This is a genomic window from Flavobacterium tructae, from assembly GCF_002217475.1.
GTDB classification, from domain to species: Bacteria; Bacteroidota; Bacteroidia; order Flavobacteriales; family Flavobacteriaceae; genus Flavobacterium; species Flavobacterium tructae.
Genome location: NZ_MUHH01000034.1, coordinates 47483 through 67197, shown reverse-complemented (window position 1 = coordinate 67197; position 19715 = coordinate 47483). Strand labels below are relative to the sequence as shown.

General features: G+C 34.8%; 14 protein-coding genes. 12 read left to right on the top strand and 2 right to left on the bottom strand.

The genetic code is table 11. From position 1 onward, the window contains the following. Positions 1–186: 186 nt before the first annotated feature. From B0A80_RS15645 to B0A80_RS15635, 3 genes are all read left to right on the top strand, one after another. Positions 187–663 carry a DUF6265 family protein gene (locus tag B0A80_RS15645; RefSeq protein ID WP_070906954.1) on the top strand — a complete coding sequence of 159 codons (477 nt, stop codon included), beginning with the start codon at positions 187–189 and terminating at the stop codon, positions 661–663. A 70-nt stretch (positions 664–733) separates the two neighbouring features. Continuing rightward, positions 734–1156, top strand: a complete 423-nt coding sequence (locus tag B0A80_RS15640) for a hypothetical protein (RefSeq protein WP_089077860.1) — start codon at positions 734–736, stop codon at positions 1154–1156. Continuing rightward, positions 1153–1614, top strand: a complete 462-nt coding sequence (locus B0A80_RS15635) for a hypothetical protein (protein ID WP_089077859.1) — start codon at positions 1153–1155, stop codon at positions 1612–1614. The genes B0A80_RS15640 and B0A80_RS15635 overlap by 4 nt, the downstream gene beginning before the upstream one ends. Before the next feature lie 71 nt (positions 1615–1685). Here the strand turns inward: B0A80_RS15635 and B0A80_RS15630 are convergent, their stop codons facing one another. Beyond that, on the bottom strand, positions 1686–2846 hold the full coding sequence (locus tag B0A80_RS15630) for an MFS transporter (RefSeq protein ID WP_089077858.1): 1161 nt from the start codon (positions 2844–2846) through the stop codon (positions 1686–1688). A gap of 259 nt (positions 2847–3105) precedes the next feature. Between B0A80_RS15630 and B0A80_RS15625 the strand changes: the two genes are divergently transcribed. Then, entirely contained in the window at positions 3106–5427 is a 2322-nt protein-coding gene (locus B0A80_RS15625) for a TonB-dependent receptor (RefSeq protein WP_165769267.1), read from the top strand. Between the two features lie 117 nt (positions 5428–5544). After that, the gene (locus tag B0A80_RS15620; RefSeq protein ID WP_089077857.1) at positions 5545–7974 is read left to right on the top strand and encodes a TonB-dependent receptor; all 2430 of its coding nucleotides are present in this window, start codon (positions 5545–5547) and stop codon (positions 7972–7974) included. A gap of 54 nt (positions 7975–8028) precedes the next feature. On the opposite strand, the gene B0A80_RS15615 is transcribed toward B0A80_RS15620, so the two are convergent. Beyond that, positions 8029–9018 carry a helix-turn-helix domain-containing protein gene (locus tag B0A80_RS15615; protein ID WP_165607919.1) on the bottom strand — a complete coding sequence of 330 codons (990 nt, stop codon included), beginning with the start codon at positions 9016–9018 and terminating at the stop codon, positions 8029–8031. A gap of 188 nt (positions 9019–9206) precedes the next feature. Here B0A80_RS15615 and B0A80_RS15610 point away from each other — a divergent pair, with 188 nt between their 5' ends. The 7 genes from B0A80_RS15610 (at position 9207) to B0A80_RS15580 (ending at position 19614) form a co-directional block, all read left to right on the top strand. Beyond that, entirely contained in the window at positions 9207–11609 is a 2403-nt protein-coding gene (locus B0A80_RS15610; protein ID WP_089077856.1) for a TonB-dependent receptor, read from the top strand. Between the two features lie 71 nt (positions 11610–11680). Further along, positions 11681–12838 (top strand): PepSY-associated TM helix domain-containing protein, encoded by a 1158-nt coding sequence (locus tag B0A80_RS15605; protein WP_089077855.1) that lies wholly within the window; start codon positions 11681–11683, stop codon positions 12836–12838. A gap of 2 nt (positions 12839–12840) precedes the next feature. Further along, on the top strand, positions 12841–13971 hold the full coding sequence (locus tag B0A80_RS15600; protein WP_070906960.1) for an alpha/beta hydrolase: 1131 nt from the start codon (positions 12841–12843) through the stop codon (positions 13969–13971). A 102-nt stretch (positions 13972–14073) separates the two neighbouring features. Next, on the top strand, positions 14074–14799 hold the full coding sequence (locus B0A80_RS15595; RefSeq protein ID WP_089077854.1) for a hypothetical protein: 726 nt from the start codon (positions 14074–14076) through the stop codon (positions 14797–14799). Positions 14800–15054: 255 nt separating this feature from the next. Then, on the top strand, positions 15055–17325 hold the full coding sequence (locus tag B0A80_RS15590; protein ID WP_089077853.1) for a TonB-dependent siderophore receptor: 2271 nt from the start codon (positions 15055–15057) through the stop codon (positions 17323–17325). Between the two features lie 185 nt (positions 17326–17510). Continuing rightward, positions 17511–18824: an APC family permease gene (locus B0A80_RS15585; protein ID WP_089077852.1), complete on the top strand. Its 1314-nt coding sequence runs from the start codon at positions 17511–17513 to the stop codon at positions 18822–18824. A gap of 166 nt (positions 18825–18990) precedes the next feature. Beyond that, positions 18991–19614, top strand: a complete 624-nt coding sequence (locus tag B0A80_RS15580; protein WP_089077851.1) for a GyrI-like domain-containing protein — start codon at positions 18991–18993, stop codon at positions 19612–19614. The last annotated feature ends 101 nt before the right edge of the window (positions 19615–19715 follow it).

The window sequence follows — 19715 nt, the reverse complement described above, 5'->3', positions numbered from 1 at the left end:
ATTAAAAGGATTAGCGCAGATTTTTAGTTTTATAAAGATTTTGTTAATTTGAACAAATTTAATTTCAATTCTGAATTATAAAAATTTGCTTAAATCTTTATAAATCTCTGTGAAAAAAATCATTTAAATCCATTAATCTGTAGCAACTATTTTTTTTATACTTTAGTGCGATCAAAACTCAAAAATATGTTTCAGAAAATTACTCTTTTAGCTCTTGTTTTAGTTGCTGTTTCTTGTCAAAAAAAGGATTCTACCGAAAAAGATAAAATCAAAGTTGCAGACTGGCTCATTGGGAACTGGGAAAACAAATCTCCAGAGGGGGTTCTGACCGAAAACTGGCAAAAACTAAACGATAGTACTTTTAGTGCTTCCTCCTATTTCATAAAAGAAAAAGATACTATTCATTTAGAAAACATCGTGTTATCTCAAAAGGAAGAAACCTTAACTTATTTTGCTACCGTGAAAGGCCAGAATGATGATAAACCAGTAGCTTTTCAATCGACTGCTGAATCAGACAAACAATTGGTTTTTGAAAATCCTAAACACGATTATCCACAAAAAATAACGTATACAAAAGGAGCGAATAATACTTTAACTGCTGAGATTTCAGGGAATTTGAATGGGAAACCGAGTTCAGAGAAATTTGTGATGACGAAGAAATAGCCAATTAAGTTTTTTTCAAAAGTAAGCTAAGTTCAATTTGAAATATAAATACAACTATATAAAATCCACAATGATTTTTTGTGTCATTGGGTTTATTATTCCAGGTTTTACAGCAATCCTACTATTTGGAACCCAGTTTATTCTACAACGTTTAGGAGTTGAATGCACTACTACTTGGAAAGCACTTTGGCTACTTTCTTGGATAGGAATGCTCCTTTTACCTGTTTTATTTTACAAAAGTTTAAAGAAAAAAGAAACAGAAAGTTATGAAAAATTAAAAACTAATCTGATTTTCTTTAATTTTCTCGAATACATTTTTATGCAAACGGCACTGAGTATCTTTTTCACAAAAGCAAATACATTGTGCTACGTTTCAGATGGTCAGAATGGAATAGAACTTGTCTTTACTGCATGGCTTAGCTTACCAGTCCTTATGATCTTTAGTTACATTTTTGAGTATCATACTGAAACTACAATTTCTTCTGATAAATGAAAAATATATTTTTAATAATTTTATTTTCTATTTTAATAATAAGCTGTGAAAAAAAAACTCAAACTGTAATTAATAACATTTGGGATAACATTTCTTTTAATAATACATTATCAAATAGTACTCAAATTATAATAAAAGTGTACGATTCAACATTAACAAATAAAAGAATTAACGTGGAGTCATATACTCCAGTGAAAGAACTTAAAACTGTAATAAAAAAGCAAGTTGAAAACTTTGAAACTATCTTTATAAAATCCGAAAAAACAGGCTATTGTTGTTGTCCAAAAAGCACCTATTCTATTCATTTTCGTAATCAAAAAGAAGAACTCGATTTCTTTTATGTTGATACTCTTGAATTCAAAAATAAGATACGAATTTTCGAAAAAAGTTACCAATATTCATACATCATTGAAAAACAAAAATGGAAGAATTTTATAAACGAAATAGATAAAAAATGAATGTTCTTCTCAAATAATAAAACTTTATGCCTTCGTAAAAAAAACTCAGAACCTTAGCCCCTCAAAAAAAATCACTCCTTCTCTCCGATCTTATTCACCATAAAGATCATCAGTATCCCCAGAAGTGCCATTATTAAAAATGCCCATTTCATACTTAAATATTCAGAGATAAAACCAACCATAGGCGGAACCAGTAAAAATCCAAGATAACCAATAGTAGAGATAGACGTTAAGGCAGAACCGCTGCTTAATTTGGATGATCTTCCTGCAATACTAAATACAAGCGGAACGACACAGGAAACTCCAAATCCAATCAAGACATAACCAAAAATTGTTGGATAAGCATACGGCAGGGCAAAACAAATTGTAAAACCAGCTGTGATTAAAACTCCGCTGTAAAACAAAATCCGTTTTGTACCAAATTTCATTACACCATAATCCCCAAACAAACGTCCTAAAGTTACTGCTGTTGCAAAAAACACAAAGGCGGCGCTGGTTAGTTTTGGAGAAGCTTTTAGTATATTTTTAAAATAAATACCACTCCAATCGTACATGGTATTTTCACAGGCCATAGACACAAAACAAATGAGGGCAAACTTTATCAGATTTTTTTCCGGCATCGAAAAGAACTTCTTTTTTACCGGTACAGGCTCATTGTGAATACTCATCGGATAAAAGCAAGCGGTAAGTCCCATCATAAAAACACTAACGCCAAGTAAATGATGAACCGGTGCAATATGCTGTGTCACCATTACATAACCCAAGCCTGCTCCCGAAAAAACAGCTATACTCCATACGGCATGAAAACGGGTTATAATTGATTTTGGATACAATTTCTGAACCTCCAACGATTGTGCATTAATAGATAAGTTGAAAATATTCCTCGAAGCTCCGAAAATTAAAAGTATGACGACCAACTGCCATACAAAAGCTGCTAAACCGGGCAACGCCAGAGCAATATTAAACATGATGGCTCCCAAAAGCATAACATAACGACTGCTGTATTTATTTAACAGCATTCCTGTAAAAGGCATGGTCAGCATCAGGCCAATCGGAAAGGCAAATAAAACAGCTCCAAACTCAGCTTCAGACAGATGCAATTGTGCCTGTATATGCGGAATACGGGACACCCAGGAAGAATATCCAAATCCCGAAAGGAAAAAAAATACAGTATTAGCCAAACGGAATCCCTTAGGAGAATTCTGCAGTTTTTTCAAGAAAGGTAAAATCATGAGGAGGGTTTCAATTTGGATACAAAATTAAGGCTTTCAACATGTAACTTCTACTCTTTTTAACTTTTTTAATAAACGTCAGAAATTTAATTCATTCCGATCATTGCTCAAAGAAATTTTAAAAAAGTACCCCAGATTTAACTCAAAGTTCATGAAATCAAACTAAACATTATTTGTTAAAGAAATATTAATTTTTACATTTGCACTGTTTTTATTGATTCTAAATAAAAACAGTTACTTTAACCAAACTCAATGTAAAATGAAATATTCTATTATGAAAACCTATCGTTTTCTACTTACAATCAGTTTTCTTTTCTCTTTTTTCGGTTCGTTTGCCCAGCAAAACTTTGGAAAAATAAAAGGAACGATTACTACATCTGATGGCGATCCTGCTGCCGGTGTAAATGTCATTCTTAAAAACTCAAAATACGGTACCGTAACCAACGACGATGGCAGTTTTGATCTCAACAGAGTACGAACTAATACCTATACCTTACAAGTATCTTTAACCGGTTATGAAACTACTGAACAAGAGGTAGTGGTAACTGAAAGTGAAACAACAGTTCTCAATTTGCAATTAAAAGTTTCCAACAAAGAGCTGCATGAAGTTGTAGTAAACGGTAAGAAAAGCATCCTCTCTAAAAAAACAGATTATGTTGCGAGAATGCCGCTGAAAAATCTTGAAAACCCTCAAGTCTATAATGTGATTCCCAAAGAACTTTTGCAGGAACAAATTGCAATAGATATTAGAAGTGCAGCTGTAAATGCGCCTGGTGTCACCACAAAAATTTATCCATCAGGAGGGCTTGAAATTTCATTTAGAGGATTCAGTACCGGAGTTAATGCCCGAAACGGAATGGAAAATATGACAGGTCGAAGCTCTATTTCTATTGATAATGCCGAACGTATCGAAGTTCTAAAAGGACCTTCGGGAACTTTATTCGGGTCGTCTGTCTCTTCTTTTGGTGGTGTTGTGAATTTAGTTACCAAAAAACCTTTTGAGACTAAAAAAACAGAAGTATCCTATACCGGAGGAAGTTTTGGATTAAACCGACTAGCGCTTGATGTTAATACTCCACTAACAGCTGATAACAACGTATTGTTTCGATTAAACGCTGCGGTAAATACCGAAAAGAGTTTCTTAGACTATGGTTTTAGCAAAACATTCCTGATCGCGCCAAGCCTTACTTACAAAGCAACGGATAAATTAACCTTAAGTATTGATACCGAAATTTACAATGTAAACAACACACGTCCTACTTACGGACGTTCGTATGCTTCGGGAATTACAAACCCAACAGATTTAAAGGTAGACTATAGAAAAAGTTTGTTTCACGATGATCTTGATGCCAAAACTTCATCAACAAAAGTTTTTGTTCAGGCCGAATATCAATTGGCAGAAAACTGGAAATCTACTACTGTTTTCTCTTTTATTGATGAAAATGTAGATCGCAGTTATCAATATTACACACAATGGATTTCACCAACAGAAGTAAAAAGAAGCGTATCGCGTTTTGGCCCAATATTTAATCAGTTTACCAACATACAAGAAAATATTAACGGTCAGTTTTCTACCGGAAGTATCAAACATAAACTTTTATTAGGTACCAATTACAGATTTTCAAAAGGTACTTTTAATTATGGCGCAACGCCGGTTCTGGACACTATCGATGTCACAAAACCTTTTGATCCTATCCGAAAAAAACAAGTTGATGCCGTGGTATCTCAACTTACATGGGCAGTTCCGGACGAACAAATATTTAGTGTTTATGCCTCAGATGTGATAAGCTTTACAGACCGTTTATCAGCTATGCTAAGTCTTCGTTTAGACAACTTCGTTCAGAAAAAACTGGAAGACACAAAAGGCTACAATCAAACTGCCCTATCTCCTAAATTAGGTTTGGTTTATGAAGTGGTTAAAAATCAGGTTTCTTTATTTGGAAATTATATGAATGGTTTTCAAAATTCGGGTCCCGTAAATCAACCCGATGGAAGCTTGTTAGTATTAAAACCGGTTTATGCCAACCAATACGAAGGTGGGGTAAAAGTAGAAGCGTTCAATAAAAAATTAAGTACTACATTAAGTTACTACAACATTACGATTGATAATGCTACAAGAACAACTTCTGACGGTTTTAATGTTCAGGATGGTAAACAAGTGAGTAAAGGAATTGACTTTGAATTTATTGCCACTCCGGTTGCAGGTTTAAATGCTATGCTTGGGTATGCTTATAATGACAATCGCATCGTAAAATCATCAGATGCCGCTATTGAAGGAAATAAAGCCAGCGGAGCTCCGGAAAATGTAGTTAATTATTGGATATCGTATAAGTTTCAAAACAAATTAAAAGATTTAGGACTTGGTTTTGGAGGCAACTACGTAGACAAGCAATACAAGTTTGAAGATGAAAGTTTTTACAGCCCGTCTTATTCTGTTTACAATGCGACCCTATTTTATGATAAGCCAACATGGAGAATCGGCGTTAAATTCAACAACATAAACAATAAAAAATACTGGGATTCTTACGGAATGGCGCAAGCTCCTGCCAACTTGTTAGTAAACTTAACTCTTAAGTTTTAACAGCATCTGCAATAAAAAAACACCTCTGCTTTAGAGGTGTTTGCATTTAAAAGAAAATTAGTCGCTTATTATTTTCCTACAATTATTCACTGATAACATTAACCAATCAAAAAAATCATGAACTACTTTAAAAAACGAATTAAAAATTCGCAATTCGTAATCTATCTCTTTTTACTCTTTTCTTTCAGTGCTTTTGCTCAGCAAAACACCGGAAAAATTAAAGGAACGATAACAACATCAGATGGAGAACTGGCTGTTGGTGTTAACATTATCCTGAAAAGTTCAAAATACGGTACCACCAGTAATGAAGACGGCGCTTTTGAATTTAACAGGGTAAGACCAAACACCTATACTTTGCAAGTTTCTTTAGCCGGTTATGAAACTCTGGAACAGGTAGTAATTGTTTCGATCAATGAAACTACAACACTTAACTTACAGTTGAAGGTTTCAAACAAACAGTTAAAAGAGGTAATCATTACCAATAATCGAGGAAAAGCTTTTCCTAAGCAAAGTACTTATGTTTCAAAAATGCCTTTAAAAAATGTCGAAAATCCACAGGTTTACAACATTGTTTCATCTGAACTAATTAAGGAGCAAGCCATTACAAATTATGAGGATGCCTTAAAAAATGTACCCGGAATTCAAAAATTATGGGAATCTACAGGTCGTGGCGGTGATGGTGGTTCGTATTATAGCCTTCGTGGATTTGAAGTCCAGGCCAATATTGTAAACGGATTACCGGGTTTAACAAACGGAAGTTTAGATCCGGCAAACGTTGAACGCATCGAAGTCATAAAAGGTCCATCCGGAACTTTATTTGGCAGCAGTTTAGTGAGCTATGGCGGATTAATTAATACCGTTACCAAAAAACCATATAGTGGCTTTGGCGGTGAAGTATCTTATCTGGCCGGAAGTTTTGGATTAAACAGGGTCACTGCCGATATCAATACACCGCTAGACGATGCCGATAATGTTCTTTTTAGAATTAATACTGCTTATCAAACCGAAAACAGTTTTCAGGATGCCGGATTTCGTACTTCCTTTTTTGTAGCTCCTTCCCTTTCTTATAAAGTAAACGATAAGCTTTCCTTTTTGATCAATACGGAATTAATGCTGGAAGAAAAAACAACGCCGTCAATGCTATTTTTAGGCAGAGATTCCGCTTTGCAATATGCTAACTTGGCTGAATTAAACTATAATACCGATTTATCATTTTACAGCAACGATCTATCGATAAAAAATCCAAGATACAGTCTCCAGGGACAGATGACTTATAAAATTTCCGATCAATGGACTTCGCAAACGGTTTTATCCAGAAGTTCATCAAAATCAAGAGGTTATTACACTTATATCTATGACAATGAAGATGGAAATAAAGATTTTGGATTTAATATCACCAAAGAACAATCACAAACTGTAACAACTGATATTCAACAGAATTTCATTGGCGATTTTAAAATTGGATCAATGCGCAATCGTCTTGTTGCCGGTTTCGATTATTTTGAAAGAAATGTAATGTATGGCGGATCCGGTTATGGTAAACTTTACAACATCACAGCACAGGGTGAAGTGAGACAATTAAATGCTGCCAATCCTTACTATCTGACCCAAACATCTGTTGATAAACTTCTGGCAAATGAACCGGCCGGAAACTTCAATCCGCAGGATGCAACTTATAGCGTCTATGCGTCTGATGTGCTTAACATCACTTCTAAATTGTTGGCCATGGCTAGTTTAAGAATTGATTATTTTGATACGAAGGGTGACATCAAAAATAAAAATGACGATTATACACAAACGGCTTTATCGCCAAAATTCGGATTATTATACCAGCCAGTTGAAGATAAGTTAGCCGTATTTGCTAATTACATGAATGGCTTCAGAAACATTGCTCCAGCTGTAAGTTATGATACTGATGGCAATTTAATCGGTTCCAAAACTTTCGAAGCGGAACATGCCAATCAATTGGAATTTGGAGTTAAAGCAACTATTTTTGAAGATAAATTAAATGCTACTGTGAGTTACTATAATATTAATGTAGCCAATTTAGTGACCAGTAATCCACTGTACAGCTCGCAGGGCGGTGAAGCGCAAAGCAAAGGTTTTGAATTTGACCTGAATGCTGCACCAATAAAAGGATTAAGCATAATTGCCGGATACAGCTACAACGACAGTAAAATTACGAAAGGTGATGTTGGAAATGTTTGGCTGGAGCAAGGCAAAAGACCCTTTTGGTCAGGTCCTAAAAGCTTAGTAAACCTATGGGCAACTTATAAATTTGAAGAAGGTACATTAGAGAATTTCGGTATTGGTTTTGGAGGAAATTATGCCAGTGAAAATGCCATTCTGGACAGTTCTAAAACCGGAAAATTTGTATTGCCGGATTATACTGTAATCAATGGCTCGGTTTTCTATAATTCAAATAAATTCCGTGTAGCTTTTAACATTAACAATATTGCTAATAAAGATTATTTCAATGGTGGGTGGTCTACTCTAAATCCACAAAAACCCAGAAATGTAGTAGCCAGTTTCACGTACAAATTCTAATATAAACTATCCAATAAAGATAAAAAAGGGGCTAATTTAAGAGATTAGTCCCTTTTATTTTTTTAGTTTACTGGGCAGATATCCAAACGTTTTTTTGAAAGCCACTGTAAAATGGTGCGGGTTTTTATAACCTAATTCTTCAGAAACAACAGATATCGGGAGATCCTTTTCTAATATCATTTGTTTCGCATATTCCATTCTCACCTGCGTCAAATAATTAAAAACAGTAGCATTAAAAACCATCTTAAAATATTTTTTAATTTTAAAATTATTCAGCCCTACCTGCGATGCAATACTCGCTAAAGTATGTTTTTCTTTAAATTGTGTTTTTAAAATATTTTCGACTTCAAGGATTTTAACATAATCACATGCACTAAGTTCTACGCTTACTTTGGTATTTTCTTCTTCATTTATAATGGTAAATAAATACGAAAGAATCTCTACTACTTTTGATTCCAGAAAAGCTTTTTTAATGGCTCCGGAATACGAACATTGCAAGATATCTTCTATCAAAACATTCAGTTTAGGCGAAATACTTTTGCTTGTATCCCACATTGCATATGAGGTATGAGTAGCTATTGCTTCTGCCAAAAGCGGAATGGTGGTTTTTAAATTTGGATAAAACAGCTGCTCTAAATAGGATGCCGTAAACGTGATTTCGAGCGTTTTTCTTCTTTTAGTCCGATAATTTAAAATGCCTTTTATTTTGGGCAAATAAAACAAATTATAGTGTCCCTGCGGAATATAAATCCCTCTGTCTGATGTATTCTCGGGGCAGTATTCATTATCACCCTCCATTTCAATATGAAGCTTTATGAACGAAAAATCGTGCTCTACTTCAATCGAGTAAAATTCATTTTCTATTATTAGATCTCTTGCCACCAAATGAACCCCATCTAACATTATATCGGTAATGACACCTCTAATTCCTTTGTAATTATAATTGATTTTCTTCTCGACAAGATCTTCCTTATTAAACCGAATAGGATCATTTACAACAACCAGTTCTCGCTTAAAAATATCACTTCTCATCACTGTTTTCATCGCTAACATTCTATTTGCTGCAACAAGTTTAAATACATAATTATAGTCTATAACTTACTAACTACAAGACAATTTCATTTAAATCCTTATTGCGTTTATATTAATCCTTATTGCGTTTATTATGTTTTTATTAACATATTACTTTTGCGTAAAATTATCAATTTATAACCAATCTAAATAAATATAGTATGCTTTTTATTATACCAAGGGTAAAAAAGATGTTAAGCAACCCCATTTACATGCTTCTCCTCGTTTGTTTTTTCATTACAGATGCATTTTCCCAACAAAATACCGGTTCTGTAAAAGGAACTGTAATTACCTCGGATGACCACGTTGCTTCCGCCGTAAATATTGCCATACCAAAATTAAAAAAATCAGCTCTCACCGATGAAAATGGTATTTTTATCTTAAACCAGATACCTGCGGGAACACATGAAATCGAAATTAATATGATGGGACATATTCCGTCAAAACAGCAAATTACAGTCACAGCAAATGAAACCTCAACAGTTTCTTTTCAATTGGAATCTTCTTTAAAAGAGTTGCAGGAAGTTGTTGTTGTTTCTGCCGCCAAAAAATTCGCTAAAAAACAAAGTGAATATGTAGCGAGATTACCGATCTCAAATCTTGAAAACCCGCAAGTGTATACCGTCGTTCCCAAAGAACTTTTTGTAGAACAAATCGCGGTTGATTTTAGAAGTGCTTTAAACTCGGCTCCGGGATTAAACAACGTGACACAAAGCGTGGGTTCAGGAGGAGTTGGATTAAGTTTAAGAATGCGTGGTTTTAGCGGTTCATCGGCAGCGGGATCAATCCGTAACGGAATGAACACAAACTGGGTAACGATGAGTGATCCTGTAAACCTGGAAAGTATCGAAGTAATCAAAGGGCCATCGGCAACCTTGTTTGGTTCGTCCTTAACCACTTATGGCGGTCTTATCAACAGAGTGACTAAAAAGCCTTTTGACGTTATGAAAGGTGAAGTAAGTTATACGACCGGAAGCTGGGCTCTGAGTCGTACAACTATCGATTTTAATACACCTCTTAATGAGGAAAAAACAATGCTTTTTAGGGTTAACGCCGCTTTAGACAACCAAAAAACATGGCAGGATTATGGCAAAAGCCACACTTTTGTCGTGGCTCCTTCCTTTACTTATAAAGCCAGTGACCGTTTGACCTTTGACTTTGATTTAGAATTGTACCAGGGAAACCGTAATTCAACTTCTATTGGTTTAGGAAGCGGTACACCGCCAGTAAAAAGTCTGAATGATTTACATTTTGATTTCAAAAAATCGTATGCGACAGATGATTTACAGTCGGAAGCAAAAAACACCAACATTTTTGCAAAAGCCACCTATCAATTATCAGATCAATGGGTTTCACAAACTAATTTTTCTAATGCTTTTACCGACAACAAGGCCAATTATTTGTTCTTGCTGATCAATACGGCTGCGAACTCTGGTATTACTTTACAACGAAGATTGTACAACATCAACAGTACTTTTAAAACTTCACAAATTCAACAAAACTTCATCGGGAACTTCAATATTGGAAGCCTTAAAAACCGATTACTTTTAGGGATCGATTACACCTATATCAGTACAAACGATAACAGATGGCTCATTAATAATTATGATGCCGCTGTTGCAAATCCTGCTCTTACCATCAACGGAAATGCTGCTTTTATCAATATGGAAAAATACAAACAGCTTATTGCCAATATGACGGCGCCAACTGTAGTTAACACCAGAGATTTTAGAACATTAAGTTTTTATGCTTCGGATGTGATCAATATTACCGATCGATTTATTGCTATGGCCAGCGCGCGTTTTGATCATTACGAAAACAAAATTGCACAGTACAATCAGAATGCTGTTTCTCCAAAATTTGGTTTAGTGTATCAGGTTGTTAAAGACAAAGTTTCGGTTTTTGGAAATTATATGAACGGATTCAGCAATGTGTCGCCAGCACCAACTGCAGACAATCCAAATGGTTTGACAGAGTTTAAACCTGAAGAAGCAAACCAGTTAGAAGGTGGTGTAAAAATTGAATTACTGGGAGGAAAACTAAACGGTACTTTGAGCTACTATGATATTAAAGTAAAAAACAAATTGCGTACAGATCCTAACAATCCTTTATTTTCTGTTCAGGATGCAACGCAAAGCAGTAAAGGTTTTGAGGCCGATTTGATTGCAAATCCGTTTAGAGGTTTACACATTATTGTAGGTTACGGCTATAACCAAAGTGAATACACCAAAGCAAACCCAAGTCTTGAAGGAAAAAAACCTTACTCTACTCCTGCTAATGTTGCTAATTTTTGGATTAGTTATAAAATCTTAGACGGACAAGCCAAAGGAGTTGGTTTTGGTTTTGGCGGAAACACTCAAAGTGATAGCTATTTAAATGATGCCAATACTTTTACAGCAAACGGATACACTACATTAGATGCCAGTGTCTTCTATGAAAAACAAAAATTTAGATTAGGGCTAAAAGTCAATAATCTTGCGAACAAAGAATATTGGTCAGCAGATTATTGGGCTAATATGATGCCAACAAGACAATTAGTAGCTAATCTTACTTTTAAATTTTAATTCTTTTTAATTAGTTATAACCAAGCTATCATATCTTATCGATTGTAGCTTGGTTTTTATCGTTTTACAGTATGTCTGGAAATACAATCAAAAAAAACAAACAAAAAAGCAAATGGAGTAAACTGAATCATTGGCTCCACTTATGGTTAGGACTTACTTCCGGAATTATTGTATTTATTGTAGCGCTTACAGGAGTATTATTTATCTTTTGCGATAATATTATTGATGGACTGGCTTATGATTCCTTATATGTTTCTGAAGTAAAAGAACAAAAACTGACTCCGGAAGAAATTATAAGGGCTTTCAAAACGCAACTGCCAGATCGTAAACCCAGTTATTTTATTACCTATAGAGATCCCGAAAGAACCATTAAAATGGCTTCGTCGACCAAAGACCGAGATTTGCAATTTTCATGGATCGATCCCTACACAGGTAAAGTTCTGACTTCGGGAAAAGCTTATGATTTCTTTTATGTCATTGCCCACATTCACAGCGGTCATATTCCTTTTGGAGATATTGGAAATTTAGTTGTCGAAATTTCAGTTTGGATTTTTCTAATCGAATTAATTACGGGACTTATTTTATGGTGGCCCAAAAAATGGAATCGATCTACTAAACTACAAAGCTTTACTATTAAGAAAAATGCCAGTTTCAAGCGACTTAACTACGATTTACACAATGTTCCAGGGTTTTACAACCTATTGCCCGCCTTATTGATTACCATTACGGGTTTAATTATTGTCAACAAACCTTTAAACTCTGCGACGCAAAAAGCATTTGGAGGTATGCCGCGCGCTTACTCCAAATTTCGGGACATAAAACCTGAATATGACAGTACTAAAACATTTGCAGCATTAAACCCCATAATACAACGATTATTTGCAAAAGACAAAACGATCGAACAAGTCAAATTATCGATTGCCGCAAAAGACAGCATTACCAGTTTATTTGCAGTTACCGCCGAAGATATTGGTTTGAAAGGCGTTCAAAACGGGAAAACTTTTGTGCTTAATCGCTATACAGGCCAGGAATTTGAAATACCCGTAAAAGTAATGAACGGTTTAGATATTGATGACACAACTATGAACCTCCACATTGGTTTTTGGGCCGGATGGATTGGAAAAACACTGACTTTACTTGTGGGACTTGTATGCATGTTTCTTCCCGTGACAGGTTTTTTAATTTGGTACGGACGTCAGAATAAAAAGAAAAAAACACAATCAGTTTAAAAATGAAAAAAACAATTTTATTGCTATGCCTCTTTTGGTTTACGCCTTCCTTTTCGCAAGACAGCATCTCTATTGGCAGTAAACATCATCTATTCTCTAAAGCATTAAATGAAGAACGAAACTTCTGGGTTTATCTTCCCCCTGATTACAACAGTACTAAATATGCTCCTGCAAAATATCCTGTTGTTTATTTACTAGATGCCGAGAGTAATTTTCATTCCTTTACCGGACTTCAGCAATCACTTGCGCGAGGACCTTATGCCAGTATTCCTCAAATGATAGTTGTTGGAATAACCAATACCAACCGAACCAGAGATCTTACCCCTACCGAAGCAAATCGTCAGGCGTTTTTTGATAAAAAAAAGAAGATGTTTCAACAAAGCGGAGGCAATAAAAACTTCATCGCTTTTTTAGAGAAAGAGCTACGTCCTTACATCGACTCCAATTACAGAACTTCGGGATATAATGTTTTAAACGGACATTCTTTTGGAGGATTAACAGCCGTAAATATTCTGTTGAATCATACCTCATTATTTAATTCTTATATCATTATTGACCCAAGTCTTTGGTGGGATAATGAACTTATGAATAAAAAAGCGGATTCACTTTTTAATACAAAAAATTTTGAACAGCGCAGTATTTATTTAGCCATGGCCGATAAAAAAAGCATTCCTCAGGATACCACAACAGATATGGCAAGAGGCATCAGAAAATTTGAAAAATTGCTGAAAGATAAAAAGCCTAAAAACCTTCGCTGGGGTTTTAAATTTTATGACAATGAAGATCACGGAACCATTCCCATTCCGGCCGAATATGATGGTTTACGCTTCCTTTTTGAAGAACATCTGGTTCAGGTAAAACAAGCTGTTATTGATCCAACACTGGTCGAAAAACAATATGCTAAATTATCTCAGCAAACCGGTTTTACCTTCCTCCCAACCGAAAGTTATCTGGATTGGATTGGCAATTATTGTTTGGACATTGATAAACCGCAACAGGCCCTTATTTTCTTTAAATATGCCGAAAAGTATTATCCGAAAAGTAAAAATATACCTCTCGCACTAGAAAAAGCATATATAAAAAATGGAGACACAAAACGAGCTGACGATATTCGGAAGAAAATTCAAAATTAGATTTACGATTTATTATTCATAATTATTCTAAATAAATATTGTCAGACTAATATTAAATTTTACATTTGTGATACTAAATTATTAACTCATTAATTAAATATTATGAAATCTAAAACTTTAAAATCATTAACATTTTTACTTTTAATGTTAGTTGCGAGCCCTGCATTATTTGCCCATGCTTTATGGATTGAAACTAAAGCGACTGGTACTAAAGGGAAAGCACAGGAAATTTCAGTTTTCTTCGGGGAATTTTCAGACAATGATATTACAGCTTCAGCAAAATGGTTTTCGGATTTAAAAGATTTTTCACTGGTTGTAATTAGCCCGTCAAAAAAAGAAACAAAACTTACCGCTACAGCCTTAGAAAATAAATATCAGGCCTTTTTTACACCAGATGAGGATGGCGTTTATACAGTAGTGATGCATCATACTGTAAAAGATGTATACGGTACCATGAAATTAGATTACAACTCAAGCGCAACGGTTACCGTGGGCAATGCCGCAAAAGGAAATGATGCTGCCGCAAATACAAACATCATTAGTGTCTTTGCTAAAGAAGTGACAGCGGCTAAACAAAAAACAGTACTAAACATCAATGCTTTGTATGAAGGTGCAGCGGCTAAAAAACAAAAAATAAAAGTAATTGCTCCAAATGGCTGGGAAAAAGAATTATGGAGCAATGACAAAGGAGAAATCTCTTTTACACCACTTTGGTCAGGAAATTATATGGTAGAGTTTGCTTATACTGAAAAAGCAGCCGGAGAACATAATGGTAAAAATTACAACGAAATCTGGAAGATGGCAACTTATTTAATTGCCGTTAAATAATAGAGTCCATTCCTTATTTGATCATTTTATAGTTAGTTGGGCCTTGTTCATAATGAGCAAGGCTTTTTTTAACCTAAAATCTCTTTTACCTCCTCTACTTCATACTTAATAAAACTCAAAAAAGCAAAATCTTAAGCTAATCTTAAGACTATTCTAATGAAATTTTAATCTAGAAAAACTCTGAAAATTTTGTTAAGACCGTATCTCGATATTACATTTGCAAAAATTTATTTTTATTAAATCTAAATAAGCAACATGAAATATAATTTACTACTTGCATTATCCTTTATAAGTTTTGCTTCTTACAGCCAAAACTATTCAAGCGACGAGGCAGCCTCAACTGCCAATGACACGGTAAAAAACAAAAAAGGAGAAATACTAAATGAAGTATTAATTAAAACCAATAGAGAGCCTAAACCGGTTACTGCAGTTCGTTCGGGATTAAAACCAATGGACAATCCACAAAGCATACAGGTTATTAGTTCTGATGTAATCGAACAACAACAGGCTATTCGTTTAAGTGAAGTTATTAAAAACGCTAATGGTGTTTATGTAAGTTCTGCTCGTGGTGGTGCACAAGAATCTTTTTTCTCAAGAGGATATGACATGTCTGCCAATAATATGTTTAAAAACGGATTCCGTTACAATTCAGGTTCCATTCCTGATGTTTCCGGTCTGGAGAAAGTTGAATTCCTAAAAGGAGGTTCGGCTTTATTGTTCGGAAACGTTGCACCGGGAGGTATCTTAAACCTGGTAACCAAAACACCTTCATTTAAATCAGGTGGCGAGGTATCGATGCAAATTGGAAGTTATGCATTCTACAAACCTTCTTTCGATTTTTATGGTCCTCTTAGCAAGTCAATTGCTTTTAGAATAAACGGTTCTTACGAAAACTCTGAAAGCTTTAGAGATGTAGTAAAAAACGAACGTGTATATGTAAACCCGTCTTTACTTTTTATCATCAATCCAAAAACACAAATTACGGTACAAGGGGATTATTTAACAGCAGACTGGACTCCGGATTTTGGAACAGGACTTATTGGAAAACAAATTCTTGACTTACCTCGTAATGCATTCTACGGATCACTTTGGTCTAATGGTACTACAAAATCAGCAAGCGCTTCGGTTTTATTAAACCATGATTTCAATAAAAACTGGAAACTAAACTTTAATAGCTCTTTCCAAAGTTATGATAGAACTCAAAAGTCTACAGCTCAGATGTCCAATATAACCAATAGTGGCGACTGGACCAGAGCATTAGTTCAAAATAAAAATTTAGAGCAGATATTGGGCGACCAATTAAGTTTACAAGGAAATTTCAATACCGGATCAGTAAAACATCAGGTATATACAGGTGTTGATTGGGAAAATTCATTTGCTACCGGATACACTTATGCTTTTGATCCAGCAAATTATGACACTATCAATTTATTTACTTTTGATCCGTCAAAACAAAAAAATGATATTCCAAATGCAAGAGTGACTCAAATTCTAAAAACAGAAACCAATCGTTTTGGGGCTTATTTTCAGGATCTGATTTCGATTACAGAAAAAGTCAAAGTATTAGCAGGTATTCGTTGGTCATGGCAAGAAGGCCAAGCTACCACTTATAAAGAAACTTATAACACCGGTACAAAAGTTCAAACGGTCGCTCCGGAAAATGCAATTGCAGAAGTTGGTGCTAAAAAACTGGACAATGCCTTCTCACCAAAAGTGGGTATTATCTATCAACCGACAAAAAGCACTTCATTATTTGCCAGCTATTCAAACTCGTTTACACCAAATACAGGATTTACTGTTGACGGTCAAACAATTGAAGCATCGATCATTGACCAATACGAAGCAGGTATTAAAAAAGAATTCTTTGAGGGCTTGTTAAGTACAAACTTAACGGTTTACCAAATCTCAAACAGCAATTTGGCTCAAACTGCACCATTTCTAGCTGATGGTGTTACTGAAAATGTGAATTCAAACATAAAAGTATTGGGCGGAGCTACTAAAAGTAAAGGGGTTGAAATTGATGTTACTGCAACACCTATTGAAGGACTTAATATTATTGCCGGTTATAGCTATAATGATATGCGTTATACTAAAACTTCCGGAACAAGTGGAAGTTTTGTAGCCGGAGATCAGGTTGTAAGAACACCTAAAAACACAGCCAACCTAAGTTTCTTCTATAAAGTACCGGAAGGAATGTTTAAAGGAGTTTCATTTGGAGCAATTGCTAACTATATTGGTAACCGCTTAGGTGGTTGGAACGATGATTATCTATGGACAGCTGTTAAGCCTACACCTACCAATCCAAAACCAAATCCTGCTTACATTGTTACCATTAGAGACAGAGATATTCCTATCGAAGGTTACACTACTATTGATGCTTCTGTAGGTTACGAGTGGAGAAAATTCTCTGTTTTATGTAAATTATCTAATATTACAAATGAATTGAATTATACTGTTCACGAAAATTACAGTATCAACCCAATTGCACCTCGTCAAATTTTGACAAGCTTAAAATATAAATTCTAAAATTTTGAATTAGATTTTACCCTCCGGACTTTTGTCGTATTTCAATAACGAAAACAAAAAAGTTTGGTTTTAAACGAAAAACCTCATCTTACAATAGATGAGGTTTTTTGTTTTCACTAAAGAAAGTAATCCGATTGTATTACTTTTGTTCCACAAAAATTCTCACCAAAACAAAACTCCGATATATGTCAGATTCCAAAAAAAATCAATTGCAAAAAAGTCTTGGCCTAAGTTTTAATATTGCTGTATTAATTGGAGGAACGATTGGCGTTGGAATTCTTCGCACACCCGGCAGCATTGCTTCCCTACTAGACAATTATTGGCTCATTATTGCTTCATGGCTCTTTGGAGGTTTATATGTTTTGCTAGGAGCCAATTCTTATGCAGAACTTTCCACAATGTTACCCAAAGCAGGAGGTTCCTATAACTATATTAAAAGAGCTTTTGGTGAATATGCAGGCTTTCTTTCCGGCTGGTTTGATTTTATCGTCAATGTAACACCGCCTGCTTTTTATTGTATTGTAATTAGTGAGTACATTATTATTTTGTTTCCTGTACTCTCAAACTATTCTACCGTGATGGCAATTTCTTTATTACTTGCTTTTGTACTTATTCATTTAAGTGGTGTAAAAAACGGCAGCGTCATTCAGCAAATTACCAGTTTCTTAAAAGTAATATGTTTTGTAGCCTTGGTCATAGCCTGTTTTATGTACACAGGTACTGAAGTTCCTAAAATCAAAACGGACAATTCTTTCTTTCAAATTGGACTAATCTTCGGCTTTTTCAAATCATTACAGTTGATCATCGGGACTTACAACGGCTGGAACAGTGTTTGCTTTTTTGCCGAAGAAAATGATAACCCCAACAAAAATATTCCCAAATCATTGTACAGCGGTGTCTTTTTAGTTGTTGCCATTTATGTTTTAGTAAACGCCGCTTTCTTTCATGTTTTACCAATTGAAACCCTGGCAAAATCAAATTTAGCAGCAGCTGATGTTGCTAAGATCCTTTTTGGAGAAAACGGAGCTATTATTGTTACGGTAATTTCCATATTTTCATTAATCAGTATACTAAATGCTTTTATGATGATTCCACCAAGAATCCTTTACGGATTAAGTCGTGACGGGTTCTTTTTCAAACAAGGAACAACCGTAAATAAAGGAGGAACACCAATCGTAGCGCTTTTAGTTTCATCGTTTTTCAGTTTATTTTTAATTTGTATAGGATCTTTTGAAGTATTATTTTCTTTCGCAGCCTTTATCTCTATTATCGTTTGGGGACTGGCTTATCTTTCTCTCTTAAAACTAAGAGCCACCGAACCCAATTTACCTCGTCCGTATCATTCTTTTTGGTATCCGTGGACGACAATATTTGCCTTTGTAGCCTCGATTGCTTTGTTAATAGGATTTATTTTCAGCGATCCGAAAGGTTTTGCTATAATCGTTGTTCTCACTTTGATTTCTTATCCTGTATTTTTGGTTTTGAGGAAGAAAAAATAACGGCTTATTTTTAATCGCCACGAATTCTCGAATTTTATTTTTACCATCTATGAAAACAAACAATTCGTGAATTCGTGGCTATTTTTTTAAGAAAAAAGATCTAAAATATTTCTGCTGACATACTGTTGTCACCTTCTGTGATTTAATTTGTAATAAAACTAAAAAGATGAGCAAACTAGATTTAACAAAAACCGACAAAGTATACTACACTGCTAAAACTAATCCCGAGATAGTTTACATTGAAAAAACAAATTACCTATCGATTACAGGAAAAGGTGATCCTTCGGGACAAGAATTCTTAGAGAATATTCAGGCATTGTATGCCACTGCTTATGCTATTAAATTTATGCAGAAAGCCGTAAATAACGATTTTGTTGTTCCAAAACTGGAAGCCCTGTGGAGTTTTGATACTGAAAAATACAAAGGCATTTCTATGGATGAAGCTCCGCTAAAAATACCCCGAAGTGAGTGGGATTACAGAATTATGATCAGAATGCCGAATTTCGTAACTAAAGAGCAAACAGAAGAAGCCATTCAAAATACTGCCAATAAAAAACAAATCGAACGAGCGAAATCAATAGAGTTTTATGAGATGGCTGAAGGCAAAGTGATACAGGTTCTTCATATCGGACCTTTTGAAAATGAGCCTCAAACACTAAAAAAAATACAGGAGTTTTCTACAGCACACCAGCTGGAACAAAATGGCTTACACCATGAAATTTATCTATCAGACTTTAGAAAAACAGCTTCTGAGAAATTAAGAACAATACTTAGAGAACCTGTAAAGTAACTTACTTTTAATAGCCACGAATTCACGAATTTTATTTTTTACTATCTGTGAAAACAAATAATTCGTGAATTCGTGACGATTAAAAACAACAAACCCGACAG